General features: G+C 45.0%; 25 protein-coding genes and 1 tRNA gene. 14 read left to right on the top strand and 12 right to left on the bottom strand.

The window, feature by feature from the left end; all coding sequences use genetic code 11:
* Window positions 1-191 precede the first annotated feature (191 nt).
* The 7 genes from CPG39_RS12555 to CPG39_RS12585 all read left to right on the top strand — a co-directional run bounded on the left by CPG39_RS12555 (window position 192) and on the right by CPG39_RS12585 (window position 4,678).
* Window positions 192-812, top strand: a complete 621-nt coding sequence (locus CPG39_RS12555; protein ID WP_096293921.1) for an MlaC/ttg2D family ABC transporter substrate-binding protein — start codon at window positions 192-194, stop codon at window positions 810-812.
* A gap of 2 nt (window positions 813-814) precedes the next feature.
* On the top strand, window positions 815-1,159 hold the full coding sequence (locus CPG39_RS12560) for an STAS domain-containing protein (protein ID WP_096293922.1): 345 nt from the start codon (window positions 815-817) through the stop codon (window positions 1,157-1,159).
* 52 nt (window positions 1,160-1,211) lie between these two features.
* A complete protein-coding gene (locus tag CPG39_RS12565; RefSeq protein ID WP_096293923.1) occupies window positions 1,212-2,129 on the top strand; it encodes an ABC transporter ATP-binding protein in 918 nt (305 codons plus the stop codon).
* Window positions 2,126-2,881 (top strand): ABC transporter permease, encoded by a 756-nt coding sequence (locus CPG39_RS12570; protein ID WP_096293924.1) that lies wholly within the window; start codon window positions 2,126-2,128, stop codon window positions 2,879-2,881. Before CPG39_RS12565 ends, CPG39_RS12570 begins: the two co-directional genes overlap by 4 nt.
* A gap of 48 nt (window positions 2,882-2,929) precedes the next feature.
* The gene (locus tag CPG39_RS12575; RefSeq protein ID WP_013648347.1) at window positions 2,930-3,175 is read left to right on the top strand and encodes a BolA family protein; all 246 of its coding nucleotides are present in this window, start codon (window positions 2,930-2,932) and stop codon (window positions 3,173-3,175) included.
* A gap of 83 nt (window positions 3,176-3,258) precedes the next feature.
* Window positions 3,259-4,038, top strand: a complete 780-nt coding sequence (djlA, locus tag CPG39_RS12580; protein ID WP_096293925.1) for a co-chaperone DjlA — start codon at window positions 3,259-3,261, stop codon at window positions 4,036-4,038.
* 31 nt (window positions 4,039-4,069) lie between these two features.
* Window positions 4,070-4,678: a glutathione S-transferase gene (locus tag CPG39_RS12585; RefSeq protein ID WP_096293926.1), complete on the top strand. Its 609-nt coding sequence runs from the start codon at window positions 4,070-4,072 to the stop codon at window positions 4,676-4,678.
* A 530-nt stretch (window positions 4,679-5,208) separates the two neighbouring features.
* Here the strand turns inward: CPG39_RS12585 and istB are convergent.
* The 4 genes from istB to CPG39_RS12605 all read right to left on the bottom strand — a co-directional run bounded on the left by istB (window position 5,209) and on the right by CPG39_RS12605 (window position 8,898).
* Window positions 5,209-6,018: an IS21-like element helper ATPase IstB gene (istB, locus tag CPG39_RS12590; protein ID WP_096291694.1), complete on the bottom strand. Its 810-nt coding sequence runs from the start codon at window positions 6,016-6,018 to the stop codon at window positions 5,209-5,211.
* Entirely contained in the window at window positions 6,011-7,510 is a 1,500-nt protein-coding gene (istA, locus tag CPG39_RS12595; RefSeq protein ID WP_197702912.1) for an IS21 family transposase, read from the bottom strand. Before istA ends, istB begins: the two co-directional genes overlap by 8 nt.
* A 399-nt stretch (window positions 7,511-7,909) precedes the next feature.
* On the bottom strand, window positions 7,910-8,539 hold the full coding sequence (locus tag CPG39_RS12600) for a hypothetical protein (RefSeq protein ID WP_096293928.1): 630 nt from the start codon (window positions 8,537-8,539) through the stop codon (window positions 7,910-7,912).
* 86 nt (window positions 8,540-8,625) lie between these two features.
* On the bottom strand, window positions 8,626-8,898 hold the full coding sequence (locus tag CPG39_RS12605; protein WP_096293929.1) for a hypothetical protein: 273 nt from the start codon (window positions 8,896-8,898) through the stop codon (window positions 8,626-8,628).
* A 140-nt stretch (window positions 8,899-9,038) separates the two neighbouring features.
* Between CPG39_RS12605 and CPG39_RS12610 the strand changes: the two genes are divergently transcribed.
* Both CPG39_RS12610 and hrpA read left to right on the top strand, forming a co-directional pair.
* Window positions 9,039-10,004: an integron integrase gene (locus tag CPG39_RS12610; RefSeq protein WP_096293930.1), complete on the top strand. Its 966-nt coding sequence runs from the start codon at window positions 9,039-9,041 to the stop codon at window positions 10,002-10,004.
* Window positions 10,005-10,057: 53 nt separating this feature from the next.
* Window positions 10,058-13,816, top strand: coding sequence for an ATP-dependent RNA helicase HrpA (gene hrpA / locus CPG39_RS12615; protein ID WP_096293931.1), 3,759 nt, complete (start codon window positions 10,058-10,060; stop codon window positions 13,814-13,816).
* Window positions 13,817-13,947: 131 nt separating this feature from the next.
* Here hrpA and CPG39_RS12620 read toward each other — a convergent pair whose 3' ends face one another.
* Together CPG39_RS12620 and CPG39_RS12625 are read right to left on the bottom strand one after the other, a co-directional pair.
* Window positions 13,948-14,238, bottom strand: coding sequence for a hypothetical protein (locus CPG39_RS12620; protein ID WP_096293932.1), 291 nt, complete (start codon window positions 14,236-14,238; stop codon window positions 13,948-13,950).
* Between the two features lie 395 nt (window positions 14,239-14,633).
* Window positions 14,634-14,879: a hypothetical protein gene (locus tag CPG39_RS12625; RefSeq protein ID WP_096294339.1), complete on the bottom strand. Its 246-nt coding sequence runs from the start codon at window positions 14,877-14,879 to the stop codon at window positions 14,634-14,636.
* A 255-nt stretch (window positions 14,880-15,134) separates the two neighbouring features.
* On the opposite strand from CPG39_RS12625, the gene smbP reads away from it, so the two are divergent.
* The 3 genes from smbP (at window position 15,135) to mnmA (ending at window position 17,793) form a co-directional block, all read left to right on the top strand.
* The gene (gene smbP / locus CPG39_RS12630; protein ID WP_096293933.1) at window positions 15,135-15,470 is read left to right on the top strand and encodes a small metal-binding protein SmbP; all 336 of its coding nucleotides are present in this window, start codon (window positions 15,135-15,137) and stop codon (window positions 15,468-15,470) included.
* Between the two features lie 783 nt (window positions 15,471-16,253).
* Window positions 16,254-16,709 carry an NUDIX hydrolase gene (locus CPG39_RS12640; protein WP_096293935.1) on the top strand — a complete coding sequence of 152 codons (456 nt, stop codon included), beginning with the start codon at window positions 16,254-16,256 and terminating at the stop codon, window positions 16,707-16,709.
* A 4-nt stretch (window positions 16,710-16,713) separates the two neighbouring features.
* Complete coding sequence (gene mnmA, locus CPG39_RS12645; protein WP_096293936.1) at window positions 16,714-17,793, top strand: tRNA 2-thiouridine(34) synthase MnmA; 1,080 nt, start codon at window positions 16,714-16,716, stop codon at window positions 17,791-17,793.
* A 158-nt stretch (window positions 17,794-17,951) separates the two neighbouring features.
* Here the strand turns inward: mnmA and corA are convergent, their stop codons facing one another.
* Window positions 17,952-18,917: a magnesium/cobalt transporter CorA gene (gene corA, locus CPG39_RS12650; protein WP_096293937.1), complete on the bottom strand. Its 966-nt coding sequence runs from the start codon at window positions 18,915-18,917 to the stop codon at window positions 17,952-17,954.
* Between the two features lie 643 nt (window positions 18,918-19,560).
* Here corA and CPG39_RS12655 point away from each other — a divergent pair.
* Together CPG39_RS12655 and CPG39_RS12660 are read left to right on the top strand one after the other, a co-directional pair.
* A tRNA-Ser gene (locus tag CPG39_RS12655) sits at window positions 19,561-19,650 on the top strand.
* A gap of 165 nt (window positions 19,651-19,815) precedes the next feature.
* The gene (locus tag CPG39_RS12660; protein ID WP_096293938.1) at window positions 19,816-21,048 is read left to right on the top strand and encodes a tyrosine-type recombinase/integrase; all 1,233 of its coding nucleotides are present in this window, start codon (window positions 19,816-19,818) and stop codon (window positions 21,046-21,048) included.
* Between the two features lie 384 nt (window positions 21,049-21,432).
* Here CPG39_RS12660 and CPG39_RS12665 read toward each other — a convergent pair whose 3' ends face one another.
* The 5 genes from CPG39_RS12665 to CPG39_RS12685 form a co-directional block, all read right to left on the bottom strand.
* Window positions 21,433-21,711 carry a hypothetical protein gene (locus CPG39_RS12665; RefSeq protein WP_145956242.1) on the bottom strand — a complete coding sequence of 93 codons (279 nt, stop codon included), beginning with the start codon at window positions 21,709-21,711 and terminating at the stop codon, window positions 21,433-21,435.
* 61 nt (window positions 21,712-21,772) lie between these two features.
* Window positions 21,773-22,360 (bottom strand): RHS repeat-associated core domain-containing protein, encoded by a 588-nt coding sequence (locus CPG39_RS12670; RefSeq protein WP_096293940.1) that lies wholly within the window; start codon window positions 22,358-22,360, stop codon window positions 21,773-21,775.
* 190 nt (window positions 22,361-22,550) lie between these two features.
* Window positions 22,551-23,846, bottom strand: coding sequence for a Y-family DNA polymerase (locus tag CPG39_RS12675; RefSeq protein ID WP_096293941.1), 1,296 nt, complete (start codon window positions 23,844-23,846; stop codon window positions 22,551-22,553).
* Window positions 23,839-25,230, bottom strand: a complete 1,392-nt coding sequence (locus CPG39_RS12680; RefSeq protein ID WP_096293942.1) for an exonuclease domain-containing protein — start codon at window positions 25,228-25,230, stop codon at window positions 23,839-23,841. The genes CPG39_RS12675 and CPG39_RS12680 overlap by 8 nt, the downstream gene beginning before the upstream one ends.
* The gene (locus CPG39_RS12685) at window positions 25,227-25,847 is read right to left on the bottom strand and encodes a LexA family protein (RefSeq protein WP_096293943.1); all 621 of its coding nucleotides are present in this window, start codon (window positions 25,845-25,847) and stop codon (window positions 25,227-25,229) included. The genes CPG39_RS12680 and CPG39_RS12685 overlap by 4 nt, the downstream gene beginning before the upstream one ends.
* Window positions 25,848-25,904: the final 57 nt, after the last annotated feature.

Genomic DNA, 25,904 nt, shown 5'->3' on the forward strand with positions numbered 1-25,904 from the left:
ATCTGCTGCGTTAGGCGGTGCTCAAAAATTTGCCTGTCGCTATGGATATGTCACATTTCCTGCGCTCCGTCCGCCTTGCATCTCATCTTGCTCGCCCAATTATTCAACGTCTTCCTAATTCATTGGATTGTTAATTTTATTCTGGTTGGTTAGTATTGCAACTATACGATTTTAAACTTGGTGAGGTGATAATGAAAAGGTTTCTAGGGTTAATAATACTCATGCTTTCTAACTTTCTGGCATTGCCTGCATGGTCAATGGATCTGGCGCCGGACAGATTGGTCGATAAAACAGTCAAGGAAGTGATCGAGATTATCCAGCAGGATGAAGCGCTGAGAAATGGTGATAGAGAGAAAATGTTCGATTTGATCGAAACTAAAATTCTGCCGCATTTCAATTTTACGCGCATGACGCAGCTTGCCATGGGGCAGCATTGGTCCAAAGCGCAGCCGGAGCAGCAAAACAGGATCGTGGATGAGTTCCGTACCCTGTTGGTACGCACGTATTCCAATGCATTGACAAGTTATCACGATGAAACGATTAAAGTAAATCCATTACCGGAGCTGGGCGACCGCACTGAAACCACGGTACGTACCACGGTGATTCAAGGAAAAGGAAAAGAGCCGGTTCCGATCGATTACAGTATGGAAAAAAAACCGGATGGCTGGAAAGTCTATGATGTTACGGTGGCCGGCGTGAGTCTGGTGACGAATTATCGCGGAACATTCAACAGCCAGGTGCGTAAAGGTGGTGTGGATGGGCTTTTGAAGGCCTTGTCGGATAAAAACAAATCGCTTGAAGGCAAAAGATAGTTGTGACGGTGAATCAATCGGGTTCTTGTGTCACCATGATTTTTCGCGATAACGACAAAATTATCGTGCAAGGCCCGGTTACCATAGATAATGTTGTGTTGCTGACGCAAAATGGAATTGCGCTGTTTGAGGATCAGCCCCTAACGATTGATCTGGAAAAAGTGTCCGAAGTTGATTCAACCATAATCAGCATGTTGCTCGAATGGTTGCGTGCAACCCGCAAGCATGCGCATAAGCTGCAGTTTGTGAATATGCCTTCAAGTCTCATCAGCCTGATTCAGTTATATGGGATGGCGGAGTTGATTCCGCTTCCGGTATCGCCCGTCATAGACCAAGGCTCTTCCTGATCTGATGCGATTTTGCTTTCGCTGAAGTTCTTACAGTTAAATTCTTTTTACAATGTTACCAGCGATTGAAATCACACGCGTGTGTAAAAGCTTTGGGGGGATTCGCGCATTAGTCGATGTCGATCTGGAGATCCACCCAGGGGAATTTTTTGCGTTGCTGGGTCCCAATGGTGCCGGCAAAACAACGTTAATCAATATCATTGCTGGTTTGTCCCTGGCCAACAGTGGTTCGGTCAATGTAATGGGATACAACGTCACTACGCAATATCAGCAGGCGCGGTTAAACTTGGGGGTTGTTCCTCAGGAATTGGTGTTTGATCCTTTTTTCAGTGTGCGCGAGGTTTTACTCATTCAATCCGGTTACTACGGAATAAAGCACAATAATCGTTGGGTGGATGAAATTATTGAACGTCTCGATCTTGCTGACAAGGCCAATGCGAATATGCGCGCTTTATCCGGAGGTATGAAACGGCGTGTTCTGGTTGCGCAAGCATTGGTGCACAAGCCGCCTGTGATTATTCTGGATGAACCGACAGCGGGGGTGGATGTCGAATTGCGCCAGACATTATGGGAGTTCATCCAGCAACTTAACCACGATGGGCATACGATTGTTCTGACTACGCATTATTTGGAAGAGGCGGAAACACTGTGTAGCCGCGTGGCGATGCTGAAAGAAGGAAAAATTATCGCGTTGGATAGCACGCAGAATCTGATTGGAAAATTGGCTTCAGGTAACTCAGTAAAAATAAGATTGCTACCCGATCATTTACCACTGGCACTCCAGCCGTTACAAAAAAGCTGTAGTAACGGTTTGTATGAATTGAGAATAGATAATTATGCGCAAATAGAATTTATTTTATCGACTTTGAGAACTGAAAATACGCACGTACAAGAAATGTATTTGCAGCAACCTGATCTGGAGGATGCTTTCGTCAGTCTCATCAGAAATAGCGGGAATAAACTGCAATGACCGGTTTTTTTACCTTGCTGCATAAAGAATTGCTGCGTTTCTGGAAGGTGGGTTTTCAAACCATCATTGCGCCGATGGTTTCTACGCTGTTGTATCTTCTGGTTTTCTTTCATGTGTTGGAAACGCGGACGGAAGTTTATCCGGAAGTGGCGTATGCCGTTTTTTTAATTCCTGGATTGATCATGATGGCAGTGATCCAGAATGCCTTTGCCAACTCATCTTCCAGCATCATTCAATCCAAGATTAGTGGCAACATCGTGTTTGTTTTGCTTTCACCTCTGACGTATCGCGCCATATTCTTTGCTTACATTCTGGCATCCATTGTGCGGGGGCTTTTGGTTGGTTTGGGTGTTTATGTAGTGACATTGATATTTTTTGATATTCCGCTACTATTACCCCTGTGGGCAATATTGTTTGTCATTCTGGGAAGCGCAATACTGGGCGCATTGGGGTTAATTGCAGGAATTCTGGCTGATAAGTTTGATCAATTAGCGGCTTTCCAGAATTTTATAATTTTACCGCTCACGTTTTTATCAGGTGTTTTTTATACCATACATTCATTGCCGGTCAGTTGGCAGTACTTATCTCATTTGAATCCATTTTTCTATATGATTGATGGATTTCGCTACGGATTTTTTGGGGTATCAGATATCTCGCCTCATATCAGCTTAGTGATAGTTTCGGTGAGTTTGATTGTGATATCCGTGGTGACCATCAAATTGCTTAGAAGTGGATATAAACTGAGGCAGTAATAATTTAGCTTTATACAAAATACGCATCATGCTTTAAGGAGAATTACAATGCTTACCGCAGAGAATATTAAAACTTATATTGAATCATCGCTGCCTTGTGAGCATGTGCAGGTAGAGGGAGACGATGGGGTTCATTTTCATGCACTGATCGTCAGTCCTGAATTTAACGGAAAGAATGTCGTGCAACAGCACCAATTGGTTTACAAATCTTTGGGCGATAAAATGAAGCAGGAAATTCATGCACTATCGATGAAAACATTGACGCCTGCACAATGGGCAGCAATATCCCAATGATTCTATCGTGGACAATATCGGCTGATATAGCTTAATCGAAGGATAATTTATTATCACTCCTTACTTACTGATCTGGAATTTCATTGTTTAGACTACTGGGTGCCTTTGTCGGGTTTTTCATCTTTGGCTTTTTGGGTATTTTCCTGGGCTATTTTATCGGAAGTTTTATAGACCGATTCAACGCGTATGGTTCTGTTGGAATGAATCCATTTAATGCTGCGCGCCGTCAATCAGTCTTCCTGGAAACTACTTTTATATTGATGGGTAAGCTGGCGAAAGCGGATGGGCGTGTCTCTGAAACCGAGGTGTCGCATGTGGAGCAGTTCATGCAGAAACTGGGCATGACGCGCGAACACCGGTTAAAGGCTATCGCCTTATTCAAGCAAGGTTCATCGGTTAACTATGATATTCATCCGCAAATTGGCGAGTTCCTTTCTGTATGCGGTGCATCCGGTAACTTGAAACAGATGTTGCTGGTGTATTTGATCATCATGGGATTATCGGATGGGCAACTGAACTCTGCCGAAGAAAACCTTTTGCGAGAAATTGCCGGGCGTCTGGGGTATCATTACGCGGCATTCGATCACTTGCTTGATATGGTGAAGAATCAAATGCATTTTGCCGGCGGGCAAACAAGCTCGCCCAGTGCATTGGAGGATGCCTACCGGGCGCTGGGTATCAGTAAGGATAGTACGGACCAGGAAGTCAAACGTGCTTATCGTAAACTGATGAGCCAATATCATCCGGATAAATTGATGGGTCAGGGCGTACCGGAGGAAATGGTTGCGATGGCAACCGAGCAAGCCAAAGAAGTGCAGACTGCCTATGATTTAATCAAGAAGAGCCGAGAGCAGAATCGCTAAACGCCTGATAAAATCAATCATTCGTTGAATCATGAAGCCGCTCCTGTACACATTCCGCCGTTGTCCGTTTGCGATTCGTGCCCGGCTGGCGATTAAGGTTAGCGGAGTGGCAGTGCAAATGCAGGAAGTCAGCTTGCGTGCTAAACCAATAGCAATGCTGGAATGTTCACCCAAAGGCACCGTGCCGGTGTTGAAGTTAGCCGATGGTAGCGTGCTTGAGCAAAGCCTGGACATCATGCAGTGGGCGCTTTCCATCAATGATCCCGAGCATTGGCTGGAGAGTGATCTGGAGAAGTCCAATGCAGTCATGTCCTTGATTCGGAAAAATGACGAATCATTTAAACCGGCGCTGGATCTGTATAAGTATGCCGTGCGCTTTCCGGAGCATTCCGAAACGTATTACCGTGAACAAGCAGAACCCTTTTTAGCCGATCTGAACTCACGATTGAGTAAAGATGGTTACTTGATGAGTGGCCGCTATACATTGGCGGATATGGCGATCTTTCCTTTCATCCGGCAGTTTTGTAATGTCAACCCGGATTGGTTCTATTCATCTTCCTATCTTCATCTGGTTGCGTGGTTAGATCGTTTGATCAGTTCGCAGCTATTTCAAGATGTAATGCAGAAAGAAACCGATTGATTAAAAGAGACCTTTGCACGGTGTCATGAGCGGTACCAGAATAAGGCAAAAATTTGCGAAAAAGCGGAGTTTACACGAGGTAAATGAGCATTTTTCGCAAATTTTTAACGCAATTATCGTGCCGCGCAGTAACCGTGCAAAGGTCGCTAAAAATTCGACGTTCCTGGAGCATCCATAAAATACCCTTCTCATCCCTAGACTCAAAGATTGTATCTGCTAGCCTAGAGCCATTCTGAAAGAACAAAAGAGTGAGGGAATGTAGTGGGTGTTTGCCCTGTAGTAAGCGAACTTGTGAATTTTGCGATCTGAACCTGAGCGCTGGATGTACTATTTTGTTTTAGGCCATTCCCATGGCGGTATGGGTGCAGGATTTTGCCACAATGTTGATACCGGTTTAAAATTGACCACCCATTACGGTTGAAATTTGACCAGGGGAAAATAGAGCGCAGGATACTACGCATCTGTGGATAAGTCGACCAGACTGGATTGGTAATTTGCCTCCTGTTGATGTTTTAGTTTGTTGTAATTGACTACGAATCGACCAGATTTTCTTCTGGAGAATATTTTTCTTTTTCCCGCTGCTGTATTCTGATCTTTGCATTGGCTGTACTTTGTTTGTAGCGGAAAGACTCGTTGCCGGTTTCGATGATGTGGCAATGGTGTGTGAGTCGATCCAGCAGCGCTGTAGTCATTTTGGCGTCGATGAATACGATGCTCCATTCTGCGAATGCGAGGTTGGTGGTGATAATGATACTGGTACGTTCATACAACCTGGAGAGTAGATGAAACAATAGTGCGCCACCGGCTTGTGAGAATGGCAGATAGCCCAGTTCGTCGAGAATGACCAGGTCGATCTGCAACAGCCGCAAGGCAAGCCTGCCTTGTTTGCCCGCTGATTTTTCTTGTTCCAGACTATTGGCCAGATCGATGGCGCTGAAGAAGCGTACCTTTTTATTGTGATGCTGGATGCCTGAAGTGCCGATGGCAATGGCCAGGTGTGTTTTGCCAGTACCGGTGCCGCCGACCAACACCAGGTTCTGTGCAGCGGCTGTAAATTCCATTGTAGCCAGCTGATGAATCAGTTGCTGATCGACTTTGGACTGACTGAAGTCGAAGCCCTGTAAGTGGCGCTGCACCGGGAATCTGGCAGCTTGTGTCTGATAGCGAATGGAACGGAGGTTGCGCTCGGTTGTTTCAGCCTGGAGTAACTGGTTTAGCAGTGTGTCTGCGAAATTAAAACTGTCAGCGACATCGGGCGTATTCTGTTGCCTCAGTTCAGCATAGGAGCTGGCCATGCCATATAATTTCAGCGCTTTGAATTGCGCAAGTATGTCAGACATGCGGCACCTCTTTGGTGTTCAAACGATCATAGCGCGCCGTATCGGCCTGCGGTTCTTCATTGAGTTTCAGTGTTGTTTCCACTGACGCTGGTACGTCGGTGTATTTCAGCCGTGCCAATACATTGGCAACATGCTCGGCACTGGGCACGCCGGATTCCAGCACCAGTTCAACAGCGACCAGCACAGCTTCCAGCCCATGCGTCGGCACCAGGCTGAGCACTTTTGCCATGATTCGATCGGCCTGCTGACGTTCTCTGCGCCTCAGTGCAATCTGCAGTTGCAGCAAAGGTGCCGGTAGTTCGGCGAATGGCGCACCGTTGCGCAAGGCCCCCGGTTTCTTCTCAATGACCGGGATATAGTGCTGCCAGTTATAGCTGACCTGGTCGCTATCCATCAGACGACTATGACAGGCTGCTACGGCATTGTCATGGACGATCTCGATACGGTCGGCATACTGATGAACGGCCACCACCTGATTGACCAGACGACAGGGAACGGAATACCGGTTGCGCAGTAATGTAACCAGACACGTGCTGGATACCCGCGCCAATACTTCGATATAGCCATCGAACGGTGCTGGCATCGGCATCAGGTACAGTTGTTCTTGTTCCAGTGCATCGGCAAGGGTAATGCCCGCATAATCCGGATGCTCGATTTCAGACCACAGTCCGCGACAGCGCGTTTCAAGCCATCTGTTTAAGTCATCGAATGAGCCAAACTGTTGTTGCTTGGCTTCATTCCATATGCGGCGGCGCATATCCTGAACATTCTTCTCGACAACACCCTTTTCCCAGCCGGAAGCCACATTGCAGAAATCAGGATCGAACAGGTAATGTGCCGTCATCGCAAAGAAGCGCGTATTCACCACACGTCCATTGCCCTTAGACACCTTGTCCACGGCGGTCTTCATGTTGTCGTAAATGCCGCGTTTCGGCACACCACCAAAAGTAGTGAATGCCCGGGTATGCGCATCAAACAGCATTTCGTGACTTTGTGACGGATAAGCCGACAACATGAAAGTACGGCTGGCGCATAGCTTGGTATGGGCTGCCAGTACCTTGCGGTGGATGCCGCCGATCACCAGCCATTCTTCGCTCCAGTCAAACTGGAATGCTTCACCCAGCGCAAACTTCAGCGGCACATACGCCGCTTTACTCTGATTCCCTCGATTGCGCCAGTTGCGAACAAAGTCACATACAATCGTATAACCGCCTGTATAACCCTCGTTCAATATCTCTTTGAACAACATCAACGCCGTGCGCCGGTCCTTCTTCGGACGACGCGCATCCGCTTCCAGCGCTAACATTAACCTGGATTCAAACGGTGTCAACTTGCCAGGCTTCTTCGCCCTTTGATATTTAACCGCGCTGTCGCTTGGCACTTTCAACCACTTCTTGACCGTGTTCCGCGACAAACTCGTTCTTCGTTGAATCTCATTAATTGACAGATGTTCACGGTAAAACATCCGTCGTATCTTTGCATACATAACCATGGTAATCACCTCTTAAATTCTCCTGCCTAAAATTTAAGCAGGATACGGAAATTACCTGGTCAATTTTCAACCGTTACAACTAGCCTTTTCTGGTCAATTTTCGACCGGTGTCAACAGGCTGGCCATATTCACCTGGATCGAATCTTGGTACAACCCCACTCGCAGGCATTCCGGGCGGGATACTTATCACCAAACAATTTTGAGAGAAAACTGAATGAGAAAAATCAAATCGCAGATAAACTGCAATCCGCTTTCACAAGTTGAGACTCTCTCGACTCCATGAAAAAAATGTCCGTCAAATTGGGGCAACTCCAACTCCACACCTAACGTTTGGTTAAGGGGCCGGCTTTAGCCGGTCCCGAGTGAGCGAAGCGAACGACTTGAACCACTTGTTAGGTTTTACGCATTGGTGTTTTCAGCCTCGCTTGCGCTAGCAGTATTGCTTTTTCTTATATTTGGAAGTACCGCTCTTTTGAAGCGCGAGGATAGTCTGCGAAGGCGCTTGTATGCGAAAAGAGAAACAAATAGAGATGCTAGGCATGTAATGGTTATTGCTGATTTTAGTTCGCATGGGGCATATGTGTAAGCTGTAACTGCTCCGATGAATGAGTTAAAAGCCATGCCGCGAGCAATTCTATCTCGGCTAACATAGGCCTCCATGGTTCTTACTGCGTCAGGTATGGAGTATGAAAGTATTTCAGCGCTTCTTTCATATGAGTCTGCCTTTGGTTTGCCGGCAATAAAATTAAAGCATTTGACTATACCGCACCTAATCCAAGCGTATGGCTTAATGTGTTTATTTACTGCTGCGTCTATTTCTTTTGTGCGCCGGATCAAAAATGATGATGCTGCATCTACATATATCCCCAGAATATATGCGATAGGGAAGTAGACCACCAAAATAAATTCCATGTAGTCACTAATTAGCTTGAGGGGTAGGGGAATGTAATTGCTTAATACGGCCACTAGCCAGGCAGATGCGACTATGCCAGAAATTAAGTACTCGATTAATGCTACTGCAAATTGCATGATTTCTCCGGCTTGTGCAGGTAAACCTAACGCTTAGCTTAAGCCGAGGGCAAGCCGGAGGCGTGACCGTCGGCTTGAAGCGCTGGTTAGAGCCAACATGTAGCGATCAGTTGGCATACGAATTCCGCTAGAAGCAGCGATAGCGCGATATAGGCTAAAGCCGTGTAGATGTTCTTGCGCCGCTTTGCCTTGGCGTTTATCTCGGCAACGGACGTTCCATCAGCGAAAACGGTGCCGTCTTCATGACCAAGAGAGACGCCTTTCTCGTGTGAAGGTTGCGGGAGGCCGAAAAAGAAGACGAGCACTACGCCAGCAATGTTGAGGATGAGGCCAATTGCGTTGAGGGTTTGCGCGGTCATTTACTGTTGGCTCTAACTAAAATTAGAAAGACAGTATTTTCATTGATTGGATTTACCAAGTCAAAAAAGGAAAATTATTACTCAATATAATTAGATTGATATAATCCTGCTCTTTTTTATCAGAACCTAAAAAACTACGGATGAGTAGCCCACCCAAATTACTGGATCAGGTACGTGAGCGTATACGTGCCAGACATTATTCCATTCGTACCGAGGATTCATACGTCGATTGGGTGAGGCGATTTATTTTGTTTCATGGCAAGCGTCATCCGAAAGAGATGGGGGTGTCAGAAGTCGAAGCGTTTTTAACGCATCTTGCAGTTGAGCGCAATGTTGCTGCTTCCACGCAAGGGCAGGCGAAAGCAGCCTTACTGTTTTTATATCGGGAAGTGCTGAATATTGATTTGCCCTGGCTGAAAGAAGTGGTGGAAGCAAAGGCCGCTAAACGTTTGCCGGTGGTATTGACGCCACGTGAGGTTGCGGCGCTGTTGGCAGAGTTAAACGGCACCATGTGGCTGGTTGCCAGTATGCTGTATGGAACCGGAATGCGCTTGCTGGAGGGATTGCGTTTGCGTGTGAAAGATATTGAATTTGAGCGGCGTGAAATCATTATACGCGAGGGTAAAGGCAATAAAGACCGGGTAACTGTGCTACCGGAGAATTTGTTTTTGCATTTGCAGAACCAGTTGGCTAGAGTCAAGCAATTGCATGACAAGGATTTAAGTGAGGGATTTGGCGCGGTTTACTTACCCGATGCTCTGGAACGCAAATATCCTCATGCCGGTAAATCTTGGGGATGGCAATATGTTTTTCCTTCATCGGTGCGCTCGATTGATCCGCGCAGCGGTGTGACGCGCCGCCATCATTTGTACGAGCAGTCTGTACAAAAAGCCGTGCGTATTGCGGCTCAACGTGCACAAATTATCAAGCCGGTTTCGCCACATATTTTACGCCATTCATTTGCTACCCATTTGTTGCAGAATGGCTACGATATTCGTACAGTGCAGGAGTTACTGGGACATAGTGATGTTTCAACGACGATGATTTATACACATGTTCTGAATAAGGATGGGAAAGGCATTATCAGTCCTTTGGATAATTTGTGAAGATCATTTGAGATGATTTTAGTAACAAACCGATCTGATTCAGTAATATTACTATGAAAAAATTCTCTCCCGAAGTCATCGCAAAGCGGTTGGAGCAGCTTCCTACCCCGACTTATGTCGACGATCTGCCGGTTAATGCGCGCCGCGAGGAAATCAAGCAGGCGATTGAGCATCATCAGGTGGTGATCATTTGCGGCGAAACCGGTTCGGGCAAAACCACGCAAATTCCCAAAATTTGCCTGGAGTTGCAGCGTGGCGTGCATGGGTTGATCGGGCATACGCAACCGCGCCGTATCGCGGCCCGGACGGTGGCGGCACGTATTGCTGCTGAGCTGAACAGCTCATTGGGGCAGGCTGTCGGTTATAAAGTACGTTTTTCGGACAAGATCCGTCCGGAGAGTTATATCAAATTGATGACCGATGGAATTCTGCTGGCGGAAACGCAGGGTGATCCGCTGTTGCAGGCTTACGATACGCTGATTATCGACGAAGCGCATGAGCGCAGCCTGAATATCGATTTTCTGCTTGGGTTTATCAAGCAATTATTGCCTCAAAGGCCCGATCTCAAGGTTGTCGTCACTTCCGCTACGATCGATGCGCAACGCTTCTCGCAGCATTTCAATGATGCGCCTGTGATTGAAGTGACCGGGCGTCTGTATCCGGTGGAGATGTTATATCGCCCGTTGCACACCGATGAGGAGGAAGAGAGCGATATGCAGCAGGGCATCATTCATGTGGTTGATGAATTGATGGCATTGGGACCGGGCGATATTCTGATTTTTCTCCCGGGTGAGCGTGAAATCCGCGAGACGGCGGAAACATTGCGTAAACATCACTTTGAACGCTTGCGCAATGGGGTAGAAATCTTGCCTTTGTTTGCAAGATTATCGTTCGCCGAGCAGGAGCGGGTTTTTCAATTGAATAGTAATCGCCGCCGCATCGTATTGGCGACCAATGTGGCTGAAACTTCATTAACGGTGCCAGGCATTCATTACGTGATCGATAGCGGATGGGCGCGGGTCAATCGTTATAGTTATCGCAATAAAGTCGAGCAACTGCTGGTCGAGAAAATTTCCCGTGCATCGGCTGATCAAAGGGCAGGGCGCTGCGGCCGGGTGGCCAATGGTGTTTGTATTCGTTTATATTCCGAGCAGGATTATCAAGCGCGTAAGCCCTATACCGATCCGGAAATTCTGCGTTCTTCGCTGGCAGCCGTAATTCTGCGCATGAAGTCGCTGAAAATTGGCGATGTGGAAAATTTTCCTTTTCTCGAGGCACCTGCGCCACGCATGATTGCCGATGGGTATCAATTGCTGGCGGAACTGGGTGCAGTCGATGAAAAAAGACAGCTGACCGCGATTGGCTGGCGTTTGGCTAAATTCCCGATCGATCCTAAAATTGCGCGTATGATTTTAGCCGCCAAGCATGAAAATTGCTTACGTGAAATACTGATCATTACTTCGGCATTAAGCCTGCAAGATCCACGGGACAGGCCGTTTGAACAACAAGCGGCGGCAGATGAGGCGCATCGGCGCTTTCAAGACGAGCGCTCGGATTTTCTTGCCTATCTCAAGCTTTGGGACTTTTTTGATGAGTTATTAAAGCATAAAAAATCCACCCGAAAACTGATCACCTATTGCCGGGAAAATTTTTTATCGTATCGGCGTTTGCGTGAGTGGCGTGAGATTCATGGTCAATTGCATGTTCTGTTGACGGAATTTGGTTTCAAACCTAACGAAATACCCGCGAACTATGATGAAATTCATCGTGCGCTGCTTGCGGGGTTGCTCGGTAATATCGGTTTTAAATCCGAGAAAGAGGGGGAGTATCTCGGAGCGCGCGGCATCAAGTTTGCAATTTTTCCAGGTTCCGTATTGAGAAAAGGCAAAACCAAATGGGTCGTTGCTGCGGAATTGGTCGAGACCAGTAAGTTATATGCACGCTGTGCGGCAAAAATTGATCCGGCCTGGTTGGAGAGAATTGCCGGTAGTTTGTGTAAACGACACTATTTTGATCCGCACTGGGAAAAGAAACGTGCACAGGTCGTGGCCTTTGAACAGGTCACGTTATATGGCTTGATTATTGTTCCCAAACGACCGGTCCATTATGGTGCCATTCATCCACGGGAAGCGCGTGAGATTTTCATCCGTTCGGCGTTAGTGGCTGGTGGATATATTACGCAGGCATCCTTTTTTCACCATAATCAGGCTTTGATTCAAGAAATTGAAGAACTTGAGCACAAAACCCGCAGGCAAGACGTACTGGTTGATGAGCAGGAGATTTATGCCTTTTTCGATGCCATTATTCCGGAAGAAGTAACCAACGGCGCCGGATTTGAAAGATGGCGCAAGCAAGCTGAGCAGCAGGATGCGCAGCTGCTTTATTTGAAACGGGAATTACTGATGCGCCATCAAGCCGATCATGTGACCGAGGTGCAATTTCCTGAGTGCATGAATGTGTCGGAGGGTAGCGTGCTGCCACTGGCGTATCGTTTTGAACCGGGTCACATAATGGATGGTGTTACCGTCTCCGTGCCACTGCTCTTGTTAAACCGGCTGGACGGCAAACAGTTGGATTATCTGGTGCCTGGCTTGATTCGTGAAAAGGTGACTTGGTATTTGAAAGCGTTGCCGAAAAATATCCGCCGTATTCTTGTGCCGCTCCCGCAATCGGTGACGAAATTTCTGCAAAATCAGTCAGTCGCTTTGCATGCGCTCACATTGCAGGAGGCTTTAGCGAAATTCGTGTTAACGGAAACCACATTGACCGTTCCTCTCGAGGTTTGGCGGATCAGTGATATTCCAACACACCTTTTGATGAATATTCGCGTGCTCGATGATGCCGGGCAAGAATTGGCCATGAGCCGTGATCTCAATGAATTGCAAAAGCGACTGGGTGAAGCGGCGCAAATGACCTTTGTAAAGCGTAACGACGAGAGCGAGAAAATTTCTATTGAGCGTGAACAGATAACGCAATGGGATTTTGGCGATCTGCCCGATGAAATATTATTTATGCGTAATGGCCAACAATTGACGGGTTATCCGGCGTTGATTGATCGTGCCGACAGTGTTGCCATTCGATTGTTTGATACGCGCGAAGCGGCAGAAACCGCGATGCGTTTGGGTATTAGACGGTTGTTATGCTTAACGCTGAAAGATCAACTTAAGCAATTGGAAAAGAGTCTGCCGGGATTAAGGGAAATCAGTATGCAATTGACAACACGGATTAATCCGGGTGACCTGAAACAGGATATGCTGACGGCCATCATAGATCGCGCATTACTGGGGGATGATCCATTGCCGCGGACAGAATCAGAATTTGTTGCGCAACTGCAGCGTGCCAAGAATCGCCTTCCGGAAATTTCCGTTACTCTGGCCGGGCTGCTACAGCAGATAGGTCGCGAGTATCATACTCTGTTACAAAAAATTACCCATATCCGGGTCGATAAAGTAAAAACCGAATTGAACATGCAGCTTGAAAATTTGATTTATCCCGGATTTGTCAGCAACACCCCTTGGAACAGCATTCTGCACATTCCGCGTTATCTGAAAGGCATGGGATTGCGTATTGATAAATTGTCCGCAAATCCGGCGCGTGATGAGCACAATAGTCGCGAAGTCAATGCACTTTGGCAACAATATGTACAACGACTGGAGAAATACCGGAAAATTGAGCGCACCGATAAAAATCTAAGTGAATTTCGCTGGCAGCTCGAAGAGCTGCGTATTTCCTTGTTTGCGCAAGAACTGAAAACACCCTATCCGGTATCCGTTAAGCGGCTACAAAAGCTTTTGGAATGTGTGCATCATTGATCGACGTAGCTTACGGGAGGTTTGTGTTACTTGGAAAAAAAGCCTACGAATTGAAAAACAAATCTCTTCCAACAGACTGCTGGAGGAAATTTGTTTTTCATTGTAAAAATAATCGGAGTTACGAATCAGTTCTATATGGACGGAATTAATCTGCGCTCTGATCCTGCAGGGATATTTGAATTCTTAGGTGTGGGATCACTTGGAACTACCTCTGAAGGAAGTTGCATCTCTTCCTCTGCTGTTTTGGTTTTTTCGGCTTTCTCTTTGTCTAAAATATAACCGGGCTCAAAATTGGGTCCGATTCTGTTCTGATCGACAAATTGATGGTTTGGATGAAAAGATTTATCGAAAGCCAATGCATTCCCTACGTAACAAACCGTACCCATCGTGATGGCTATTGTTAAGGCTTTTAATTTATTCATGATGATTCTCCTTGTATTTTGTTTAATGAGAGCCACGGATAATGGCTTGTTTTCTCATAAAGGTTTTGTACAGTAAAAATAAAGAACGTTTAGTGATAATACATAAAACTTATTATGTAGCGTCATAGTAGTAACTACAAAAATAAACTGCTACACAATATGTGCCAACTGGCAAATATACACCAAAAACAGTTTAATTTTTTAAAACGATCAATCAGGCATTGGATTCAATCTTTTTCTTTGTTCAAAAATAAAGAAATTTTGCACGAAACGAGGTAGCACGCACAACAAAACGTTTAAGCACAATATCGCATAAAGCGTGATTGAAGAATGATGCCGCCCCGAACTATGTGGTGTTACAGGGTTGGAAGCGGGTGACGGCAGTGTTTAAAAAACTACCGCAATCCTAACGAATCCAGCGTAATGTCATCCTCATTGTCATCTCTATCAGCAAAATCTTTTCTGACAGTTGTGAATTCGTTATCTTCAAAATCATCTTTGTCGGTTTCAAATTCATCAATAATTTGTGCTAAATGACTGGATGGAATTTTGCTATTGGCTATTGCATCCTCTTCGCCATCCAAATCGTTGGCAGGATAAAATTCATCATCGTCATCATCAAAAGAGAGTTCTTTGATCATCGCTATCAACCTCCGTATAACATTTATTTGAACAAATGCTATTGATACCATACTGCGTTGATACAAAACTGATAATAACATAGGATTTTTTCCGGTATTTTCAAGTTTTAAAGTATTTTTTTAATGTTGGGTATCGTACAGAGTGTTTTGACTTCTGCTTATATGATCAGCATCAGAATTAAGTGTGGGAGGCAGATGTGTTGTCTTTGTCAACACTTAGCTCTAAATATTCTTTATCTCAGGAGTTAAAAGGCTATGAAAACTATTACATTACTTACAACCTTAATCATGATGACTTTTTTTTCATTGAGCGTGTTAGCGGGTGAAAGCCATTTGGATCATGCCATTCAGCATGCTGAAACTGCGGCCAAATCAGCCGATGGGAAAGCGGTTGCCAAACATGCAATGGAGGCAAAGAAACATGCGAATGCCGCAAAAAACGATAAAGACCGCCAAATTGATACTAAACACCTGGATGAAGGTATTAAGTCGCTAGATGAAGCGGTTAAGGAAGGTAAGGATGGAGAAGCGGATGCCGCTAAAAAAGCTGCGTCGGATGCTATAGAACATTTTAAGCAAGCTTCAAAATAATCCCATTCTTTTCTGGAGCATAAAAAAGGCAGTGTTTTTTCTATTCACTGCCTTTTTTATGTTGATGCATTTTCATCCATGCTGATGGATTGTTCATCACATTTATTGACATAACCTCGATTGTATAAGCCTGGTACGAACAGAGCTTCATAAGGTTTTCTATGAATTATCTACATCAACTGCAGTGGCCTGCGATGATTGTTACGATATTGGGTGTTTGGCTCATTGCATCTCAAGACAAACGTAGGCGTATGATTGGCTTTTGGTGTTCCCTTTTTAGTAACTTTCTCTGGGTAATCTGGGGCTGGTATGCCCATGCTTATGCCCTGATAATCCTGCAGATTGCTTTAGCCCTTCTGAATATCCGCGGCGCAAACAAAAATGAGCCATAATATTGGATAGAAAGTTAGAGAAGTAATAACTTCTATATAACTTTTAACCATTTTAAGCGCTATTCAAAAAATTCAAAAATACGCTACTTTCATTCCAGTTTGACTTCATGTGTTTTGTTCTAGGGGTGATTGTGAGTGATAGATATCAAGAAAGTGTAATTCACTGAAGTATATGAATATCATTGACTATCGATGTGAAATGTCAACAGTCCTGGTTTGATCAGTGGGTGCAACAAATGATTGTGGTACGTTATACATAATGAGAATGCCGAGGGCTCTTTATTATCGTAACAAAACCTGATGCTCCAGTGCGATAATACGCAGTAACAGATTAGCGATAGTGATGCGGTGATTTGCTGAATGGCGTTTTATTTTTATTACTTAAGAAATCATGATTTGGAAACCTAATGTAACAGTTGCAGTGGTTGTTGAACAAAATGGCAAATATTTACTGGTAGAGGAAGAACCGGAAGCGGGTAGTGGATTATTTCTAAATCAACCTGCGGGGCATTTGGATCCGGGAGAATCCATCATTCAGGGAGCAATCCGCGAGACGCTGGAGGAAACGGCCTATACCTTCGAACCTGAATATCTATTGGGCATATATCAGTGGTATTCAGAGCGCGCAGATACTGTTTATATTCGATTTGCTTTTGGGGGGCGCGTTACGCATCACGACCCCGAACAGAAACTCGATACTGGAATTCTGCGAGCCACTTGGTTTGATTCTGATGAGGTGGGTCAAATGATTCATCGTCATCGCAGCCCTCTGGTGATGCAATGTATCCATGATCATCTTGCCGGTAAGCGCTATCCGCTTGAATTATTGATGCACTATGAAGCCTAGGACGATGACAAAATATCGTGTAATCGTCGGTATGTCCGGTGGTGTTGATTCATCCGTGGCTGCATATGTGTTGAAACAGCAAGGCTATGATGTTGTAGGACTATTTATGAAGAATTGGGAAGATGACGATACGGATGAGTATTGTTCTTCGCGTCAGGATTTTATCGATGCAGTATCAGTGGCTGATGTTATTGATATTCCGATTGAAATAGTCAATTTCTCAACCGAATATAAAGAACGAGTATTTTCACAGTTTCTTGCGGAATATCAAGCCGGGCGTACTCCGAACCCTGATGTATTGTGCAATGCCGAGATCAAATTCAAAGCATTTCTGGATCATGCCAATAAACTGGGGGCCGATTATATCGCAACAGGTCATTATGCCCGGGTGCGTAAAGCTGGCGGCGTTTTTCAATTATTAAAAGGGGAAGATGGAAACAAAGATCAAAGTTATTTTTTATATCGATTGAATCAAGCGCAGCTTGCTAAATCGCTCTTTCCAATCGGCCATCTCTATAAGCGCGAGGTACGAAAAATAGCCAGGGAGTTGAAGCTGCCCAATTCCTCTAAAAAAGACAGCACGGGCATATGCTTTATTGGCGAGCGCCCGTTTCGCGAATTTCTTAACCGTTATCTTCCCCATGAACCTGGAGAAATCCAAACAACTGATGGGAGAGTTATTGGTGAGCATATCGGATTAATGTATTACACCATAGGACAACGACAGGGATTAGGAATTGGGGGCATTCGGAATGGTGGTGATGAACCGTGGTTTGTGGTTACAAAAGATATGACCAGAAATGTTTTGATTGTTGTTCAGGGTCATAATCATCCGGATTTATTTCGCCCTTCTCTGAAAGCAATCGATTTATCATGGATCGATGATAAACAGCCCCATTGTAATTGGGTTTATGCCGCAAAAACGCGCTATCGTCAAACTGATGCGCCTTGCACCATTACAAGTTTGTCGCATGAATCCTGTGAGGTGGAATTTGCACAAAATCAGTGGGCAATCACACCGGGACAATCCGTTGTTATTTATGAGAGTCAGGTATGTTTGGGAGGTGGAGTGATTTTGCAATAATTTTGGCTTAATTGGCATGCCGGATGAATCCTGGTTCTATCAGTTTTAGCGATGACTTATATATCGTATCTCACTGACTTCCTGGTTGTATTAGGTGCGCGATAATTCCGTCTACATATACTCTGACAAGTAATTGATCCAACCAATGAGGAAGCAATTTACAACCAGCCGATCCGCTTGAAACGAAAATAAAGAAAAAGACAAGCCGAGCAAATGGTTAATAGTGCCAATGGATAGCCGTATTTCCACTCCAGTTCGGGCATGCGCTCAAAGTTCATTCCCCAAATCCCGGCCAATGCTGTGGCGACGGCGAAAATTCCCGCCCACGCAGCCAGGCGTTTGCTCACCTCATTGTTTTCAATGGCTCCCATTGATAGATTGACCTGAATAGCGGTGCCGATAGTGTCTCGGACAGTGTCGATAGAGGCGTCAATTCGGAGCAGGTGGTCGTAGACATCGCGGAAATAGTCTCGAATATTGGAACATACGGCGGGTCCCCGGCTGCCGGATAATTTACCTGCTACTTCCATCAATGGAGCAACAGCGTGTTTCAGAACCATGATTTTCCGTTTGAGGCCGTAGAGCTGTTCAATATTGGAGCGAGCAGCCCCTTTGGTGAAAATTTGTTCTTCGATTTCTTCCAGTTCGGACTCCAATCGGTCGATTATTGGAAAATAACGGTCAACCACGGCATCCATCAAGGCATATAGAACAAAACCAGAACCCTCCTTCAGTAGGTATTGCTCCCGTTCACAGCGTTCACGTACCTCAAGAAAATGCCGTTGGCTTCGATTCCTCACAGACAGTACGTAGTTAGGTCCGACAAAAACATTCAATTCGCCTGGACTGTTTTCTCCCGGATTAGATTCAAGCAAATGCATAACAACGAAAAGCGATTCACCATATTCCTCAAGTTTGGGTCGCTGATGCCCATGACGCGCATCTTCGACTGCTAGTTCATGGAGATTGAACTCTTCTTTCATCTTGTCGAGTTCTTCGGGTGTTGCATCCTGTAGAGCTACCCAGACAAAACATCCTAATCGTTCCAGATAATCGCTAATTTCCTCTACCGTAATATCGGCCAAGCGCATACCGTTCTCGTAAGCAACGCAGTTGATGAGCACTATTGTGAACCCCCTATTTTTAAATGAGATATGAGTCTACACGCTTCGTATCTGGTGAACTAGCATGCCTTAGCTCGTATCGCTACACGATAGAAAATAGCAGGATTAAAGAAATATTCATTTCTAACGAGAAGATTTGCCATGATTTCAACGGTGCAGCATATTACAGGCATGACACTTCAAATGAAGTTTAGTTGTTATTAGAGCATTTACCTGAACGAGAAAGTGTATAGAGAGGTAAAGCACGAAATAACCGCCAATTTATCAATGTGCACCATTCCGGATTTTAATAACAGGAAGGGCTAAAAATACCCGGCCATTCACAAATAATCCGAAATTGCGATAAGGTGAAAAATTTGCGATCTTTTGCAAAGGTTTCCTACCATGTTTCAAAATATGTTTTTTCTACGGCTCCATTGAATCCTTAAAATATGCCAAACAATACTCCTAAAAATTAACCAATTTAAAGATTCATATATAATTCATAACGTTGCATTCTTGGAATCAGAAAACTTAATATAGTAATCATAAGGAACGAATAGGATTGCCCTCAACAATTCTTTGTTTAGCTGATAAATTAGCCATTTGGCGGCTAGCCAAGAAGAGCTCTAAAAGGTATGATTCGGCCTGCAGGTTTTATAGAGGAGGCGTGGCCGAGCGGTTTAAGGCAGCAGTCTTGAAAACTGCCGTAGGGGTGACTCTACCGTGAGTTCGAATCTCACCGCCTCCGCCATTTACACTTCCGTACCAGTCCAAAGCAATCTACGAAACAAAATAAACAAGCTGTTTTACAAGAACTTCAATTCCATAGCAATCCAGAATAATCCGCTAGAAGCCAGTAAAAAAATGTGGTAAGTTGCGTGGTAACTATTTTTACCACATCAAAAGTTACCACACTATGGCTATTAAAGAATTACTGACAGACTTGGCATGCAAGAATGCTGTAGTTAATGGTAAGAAAATACTTAAACTCCATGATGGTCAAGGGCTTTACCTATGGATATATGAAGATGGCCGCAAGTATTGGCGGTTGCGCTATAAAATTCATGGCAAGGAAAAATCCTTATCGCTGGGTGTTTATCCTGTAGTAGGACTAAAGCAAGCCCGGCAGCTAGCACAAGCTGAACGAATAAAACTATCCAGTAATATTGATCCTTCAATTGATCGTCAAATCAATAAGCAAAAAGCAAAGGAAGCCACAACCAATAGCTTTGAAGCTGTTGCCCGTGAGTGGTATACAAAACAAACCCATACATGGGTACCAAGTCATAGTAAAGATGTTTTACGCAGACTCGAAGGGAATGTGTTCCCCTATATTGGTTTGTACCCAATCAGTCAGATCGATGCCCCGCAATTACTCAACATGATCCGTATCATTGAACATCGTGGCTCTTATGACCTGGCGCATAGAGTGCTTGGGATGTGTGGTCAGGTATTTCGCTATGGCGTGGCAACGGGTCGTTGTAGTCGTGATCCTACTGCTGATTTGAGGGGCGCACTTACGCCACACAAGAAAAAGAATCAGGCGGCTGTCAAACCTGAAGAGTTACCAAATTTATTACGAGCAATAGCTACCTATGAAAAGATAGGGGATAAGCAAACACAGCTTGCATTGCAATTGCTGGCTTTAACCTTTGTGCGCACCAACGAACTGATTAGGGCATTGTGGGCAGAGTTTGATTTAAATAATGCGCTATGGATTGTTCCCAGTGAACGAATGAAGATGAGGAACGAACATGTAGTACCCCTCACCCGCCAGGCATTGAGCATACTGACTGAATTAAAAACCATCGCCGGTGATAGTCGTTACCTGTTACCCGGACGCAATCCTAACAAACCCATCAGCAATAACACATTACTTTTTGCACTTTACCGTTTAGGATATAAAGGCAAAATGACCGGGCATGGTTTCCGGGCTGTCGCATCCACTGCATTGAATGAATCCGGGTTATTTAGTCCCGATGCCATTGAGCGTCAATTGGCACACGGTGAAAAGAATGAAGTACGGGGTGCATATAACCGGGCTGAATATTTACCGGAACGGAAAAGAATCATGACATGGTGGAGTGACCATTTAGAAGCAATAGAAAAAGGTGCAGATGTCATTCCGTTATTTGGAAAATCCATTTGATTTTTGCATCATGATTTTCTTGCTCTAGTCCTACCCCTGTTTTTTGAGTGGGGCAAGTGGGGCGAGTGGGGCGGAATCGCTGAAATCGTTATGACTATTGGTTTGTAGCTGCCCTACTTTTCCAGAATCGACACCCAAAGCAGTAGGGCGTGCCCTACTTTTAGGGGGAATTGCCGTATTTTTAGTGCCAATATGCGCCCTAAATTTTGTAAATGTGTAACATGATTGAGGCGAAAATACGGCGCGGAAATACCCTGTTGCTCTCCCTATCGGAGCGGACATTATTTCAAGTTTGATATTGCAACACTGCTCTTGTCGACACACTGCAGATTATTAAATGATATAGATTCTAACTATAACCAAAGTTCAATCAATAAGTTGGCATCATTGAGGGAATCGATTATTTTCAATCATTTCTATAACCCGTCGATGAATACTAGCAGTCCAGCCACCTGCTTCATACCCTTTAAATTTAGTATCTAAAAGTTGCTGTTGTTCGTCAATACTACGGCCAAAAACCCAAGGTGGTATAAAGTGATAGTTGATCCAGATATTAGTTGGCGTGAATTCATAAGTGTGAAGAATTCGATCAATTTTAATCTGACCAATTTCTTCTAGTGTTCCCTCGTCATTAAAATCCGGAGTTACAATGCGGTAGTTCACATAACTATCAGTGATTCCAATATTTATAAATGAAAGATGTACTCTGCTCAATTTGTTAGTTCTACTTAAAGAAAGATTTATTAAATAAATCAGGATAATTTTTAATAACATCAGGATGATATAAATCTCTAGATGTTGTTTGTTGATCCCTAAGTACTTTTAAATGCGCCTCTTCTTGAACTCGTCGTGCAATTTCTGAATCAATGTTGTAATAGGGCTTGCAGTAATTTGCTTCAGCACGCTCGTGGCGGAAAAAAGCAATATCATGTGGATCATCTTTTCCTAGCATCAATCTTGTAAGCATGTCTCGCTCTGGACCAGCATTTCTTGAGGTAATAAAATTTTCACCTGGATAATTTAGTGCAAATACCCATTTTAGATGACTTGTAATGTTTAACAAGTCTATTTTGCTATACTCAGCAAGTCCTAATAAATCAATTCGCGATAATGCATTTCCACTCACATAACCATATGTATTGATTCCTCCCGCCAACCCAATCGGATCAGGACTGATGTATCTCCCCGTCTCAGGCTCATAATATCGGAAATAGTTGTAATGCAGATTGGTTTCCTTATCAAAATACTGTCCTGGGAATCTGGGATGGTATTCAAATAATTGGCTGTTGCCGTCCGGATCTTCATCCGGCAGGTTGGCACCGAAGGCGTGGGTGTTTTCCCAACGCCGCCAAGAATCTAGCGCTGGGTACTATTTTTAAGGATTCATATATAAATTACTATCAATAATCCCATTAAAAAAGTTTTGATTCATTCAACTAATTTAAGCGTTTAGCATTGATCGAAAAGAACCCGCTTCTTTTAATACTTTTTCGTTTTGCCAATCATTTCGTAACACAAATTAGCTCATTCCAGTTCGTTGTATAGCTGGGGCTTTTGTTTCCTTGCTTCATTTTCCACGGTTGGTTGAAACCTTCAGATGCGATTTTGAGGGTACCCCGCCCCATACGAGAATTAATTTGATCCATGACACTCATCAATTTGCTGGATTTTGTATCTGTTACCGATAGAGTGCCTAAAAGATCCAGCTGACGGTATTGACTCGGTACGCTTAAATCAAACAATCTTACGCCCGCTTTCTGATATTTGTGGCCCCGGCGGTAAATTTTGCGTAATCCCCAGAGCGCAGCCTTGGTTAGTAATATCGTATTATCTGTTTGCCTTGGCAGCGCAATCGTCATACTGTTGGCATAATACGGTACATTTTCATTGAACCGACTGGTGCGGATACTAACATGCACCGATCCGGCATACGATTGCTGCCTTCGCAGTTTCTCTGCTGCGCGGCTGATGTAGAGAGTAACGGATTCTTCCAGGCTGGCCAGATCGGATATAGGAATTCCAAACGAGCGGGAACTGACGATCTGTTTTCGCGACGGATTGATTTCTTCCAGTTCAATACAAGCAGTACCATTAATCTCCCGAATGGTTTTTTCCATTACCACCGAGAAGCAGGCGCGCATTTGCGAGGGCGATGCTGTTTTGAGATCCAGCACGGTTTTAATACCGAGTTCCTGCAGTTTGGGTGCTAGCCGTTTGCCAATACTCCAGATTTCACCTGCTCCAGTGCGTTGAAACCAATCCGCTTGCTGTTGAAAAGATAAGCTATTGAAATCACAAACACCATTCCACTCAGGGTTCTTTTTAGCCATATGGTTGGCAAGCTTGGCCAGTGTTTTGGTGGAACCTATGCCGACACATACCGGCAATCCAGTCCATTGTTTGATCCTTTGACGGATCTGCTGACTATAACGAACCAGATTTTTTGTTTTAAACCCCGTGAGATCGAGAAAACATTCATCAATGGAATAAATTTCTTGATCGGGACTGAACATTCTCAGAATACTCATGACGCGATTGCTCATGTCGGCATACAGGGCATAGTTGGATGAATAGGCGATGATTCCATGTCTTCTGGCCAAGTCTTTCAGTTGAAACCACGGCTGCCCCATTCTGACGCCTAGTGCCTTAGCTTCATTGCTCCTTGCGACTGCGCAACCGTCATTGTTGGATAATACGACAACAGGTTTGTCTTCCAGTTTGGGATTGAATACCCGCTCACAGCTCACATAGAAGTTGTTTACATCGATCAAGGCGATGGAGCGGGTATTCTTATCCATGCAGTGCAATGATCTCCACGTTTTTCCGATGTAGAAATTTCAGCAGATAACGATACGTATCACGATCAAAACGGGGCCATGCCGATAATTCATCTAATTCCTGGTAGTCCTTGACAGTACCCAGATGGCACCATTGGTCAAAGACGTGTATTTCCGTAATGCCATATTCCGGGTTGTGCTCCTTGATTCCAATGCGTCCTGCATATGGCCATGTCAGCAGCCGATATTGGCTTAAAGCCGTGAGAAGACGTAACCAGTGTGACTCAGTGGATTCCAGGCCCGCGCACAAGCCTTTGCAGTGTTTTAATTGATGCGCAAAACACACACCGGCACCTTTCTCCAGCCCCAACGCCTTATCGCACAGCCCGTACTCGTCGGCCAGCTTGCTTAAAACCTCCACAGCCTGCCGTTTGGTTTTAAAAGTACCATAGATATTGTTTGCTGTACGCCAATCGATGTCGCTGTCATTGATCAAAGTCACCAGGGGTTTGCTATTGGGGTCACTTGATACTTGCCAGGCACAGAGTTGTCGCTCGCGCCTGAGTTGCCGATTATGAATAGGCTGATGATCCTTGATCAATCGCGATTCCAATAATAATGCACCCAGTTCTCCGCCGGTAATACGGTGTTCGACTTGCTTGATTTCCTGTGCGATACGCATTTCCTTGGTCGAGCGATGATCACCTTGAAAGTGGTTGAATACGCGGGATCGCAAGGAAACACTTTTGCCGACATACAGCACTGCGCTATCGCCATGAAATAAATAAACACCGCAGGTTGTCGGAAGGGTATCGATATCCAGGTGATCGAGGTCTACCGGAATCGCTTGTTGTTTCAGGAGGATCAGCGCCATTTCCTGAATCGTTGCTTCTCCCAGTTCGAGCATGGCGGCATCAATGAGTGCAGCTATCATTTCGGTATCGCCCATAGCGCGGTGACGCTGATCACAGATCAACCGGAATCTTTCGATAATGGCATTGAGACTATGCGAATGATGTTGCGGATAAAGTTTCCTGGAGAGCTTGACCGTGCACAGTAGTTTTTTTTGGAAGGTAACACCGATGCGCTTGAATTCATTTTTGAGAAAACCATAATCGAATCGCACATTGTGCGCGCACAATACCGCTTGATCGAGCCATTGCAGCAGTGTTTCATACACCTGAGAAAAAGTAGGGGCATGATCGACCATGTCCTGAGTGATCCCCGTCAGCCGCTGGATGAAAGGTGGAATATTGATGCCCGGGTTGATGAGTGTATTCCAGCGGCCGGTTTCAACGCCATTCTCATAGCGGATCAAGCCAATTTCAGTGATACGATCCTGGGTTGGAGTGACGCCGGTTGTTTCCAGATCCAGCAACACATAGCACGGCAACAACGTACTCATTTAAAGCGGCGGAATGATCCTGTCACGACGCCAAATATCTCAAACTGCGTATCGGGGCGAATGTAAATGGGCCGGTAAGCACCCGTCGAATTGGCTGGCATCAGCCGTGGCATTTTATTTGCACCATAATCTAGGATTTTAATCGTAAATTCCCGATCAACCACCGCTAATACGATATCTCCGTGGCTGGGTGTTTTGCAGCGATCCACGACCACTTTATCGTCCGGCAACAACCCCACATCAATCATCGATTCTCCGCGGATTGTGACAAAGAACGTCGATGCTGCGTGATCGATCAGGAATTCACTGACATCAAGTCGTTTCTCGACATGATCATCGGCCGGACTAGGAAAACCTGCCGCGACCTTGGTAGCAAATAACGGCAGCAACGTTGGTTGTTCACTAATGACGGGAGTGAAAAACTCATCCACTTCTTCCTCTGGAAGTGTATTTTCACTCGGAGCATCATTCGATTTCTTGTGTTGCAAAGCTTCCAGCAAGCTTTTGATTGTTGCCGTTTGACTTTGCGGTATGCGCATTGTAACTGTTGATTCGCCAAACTTACCCTGACCGCGCGGCCTGCCCGCATTTTCTCGTTTTCCGCCTCGATTTGACATGTTTGAATTGCTCCATATTGAAATATGTAACGGTATTCAAACATACCATCATTAGCG

This window comes from Nitrosomonas ureae (assembly GCF_900206265.1).
Lineage (GTDB): Bacteria > Pseudomonadota > Gammaproteobacteria > Burkholderiales > Nitrosomonadaceae > Nitrosomonas > Nitrosomonas ureae_C.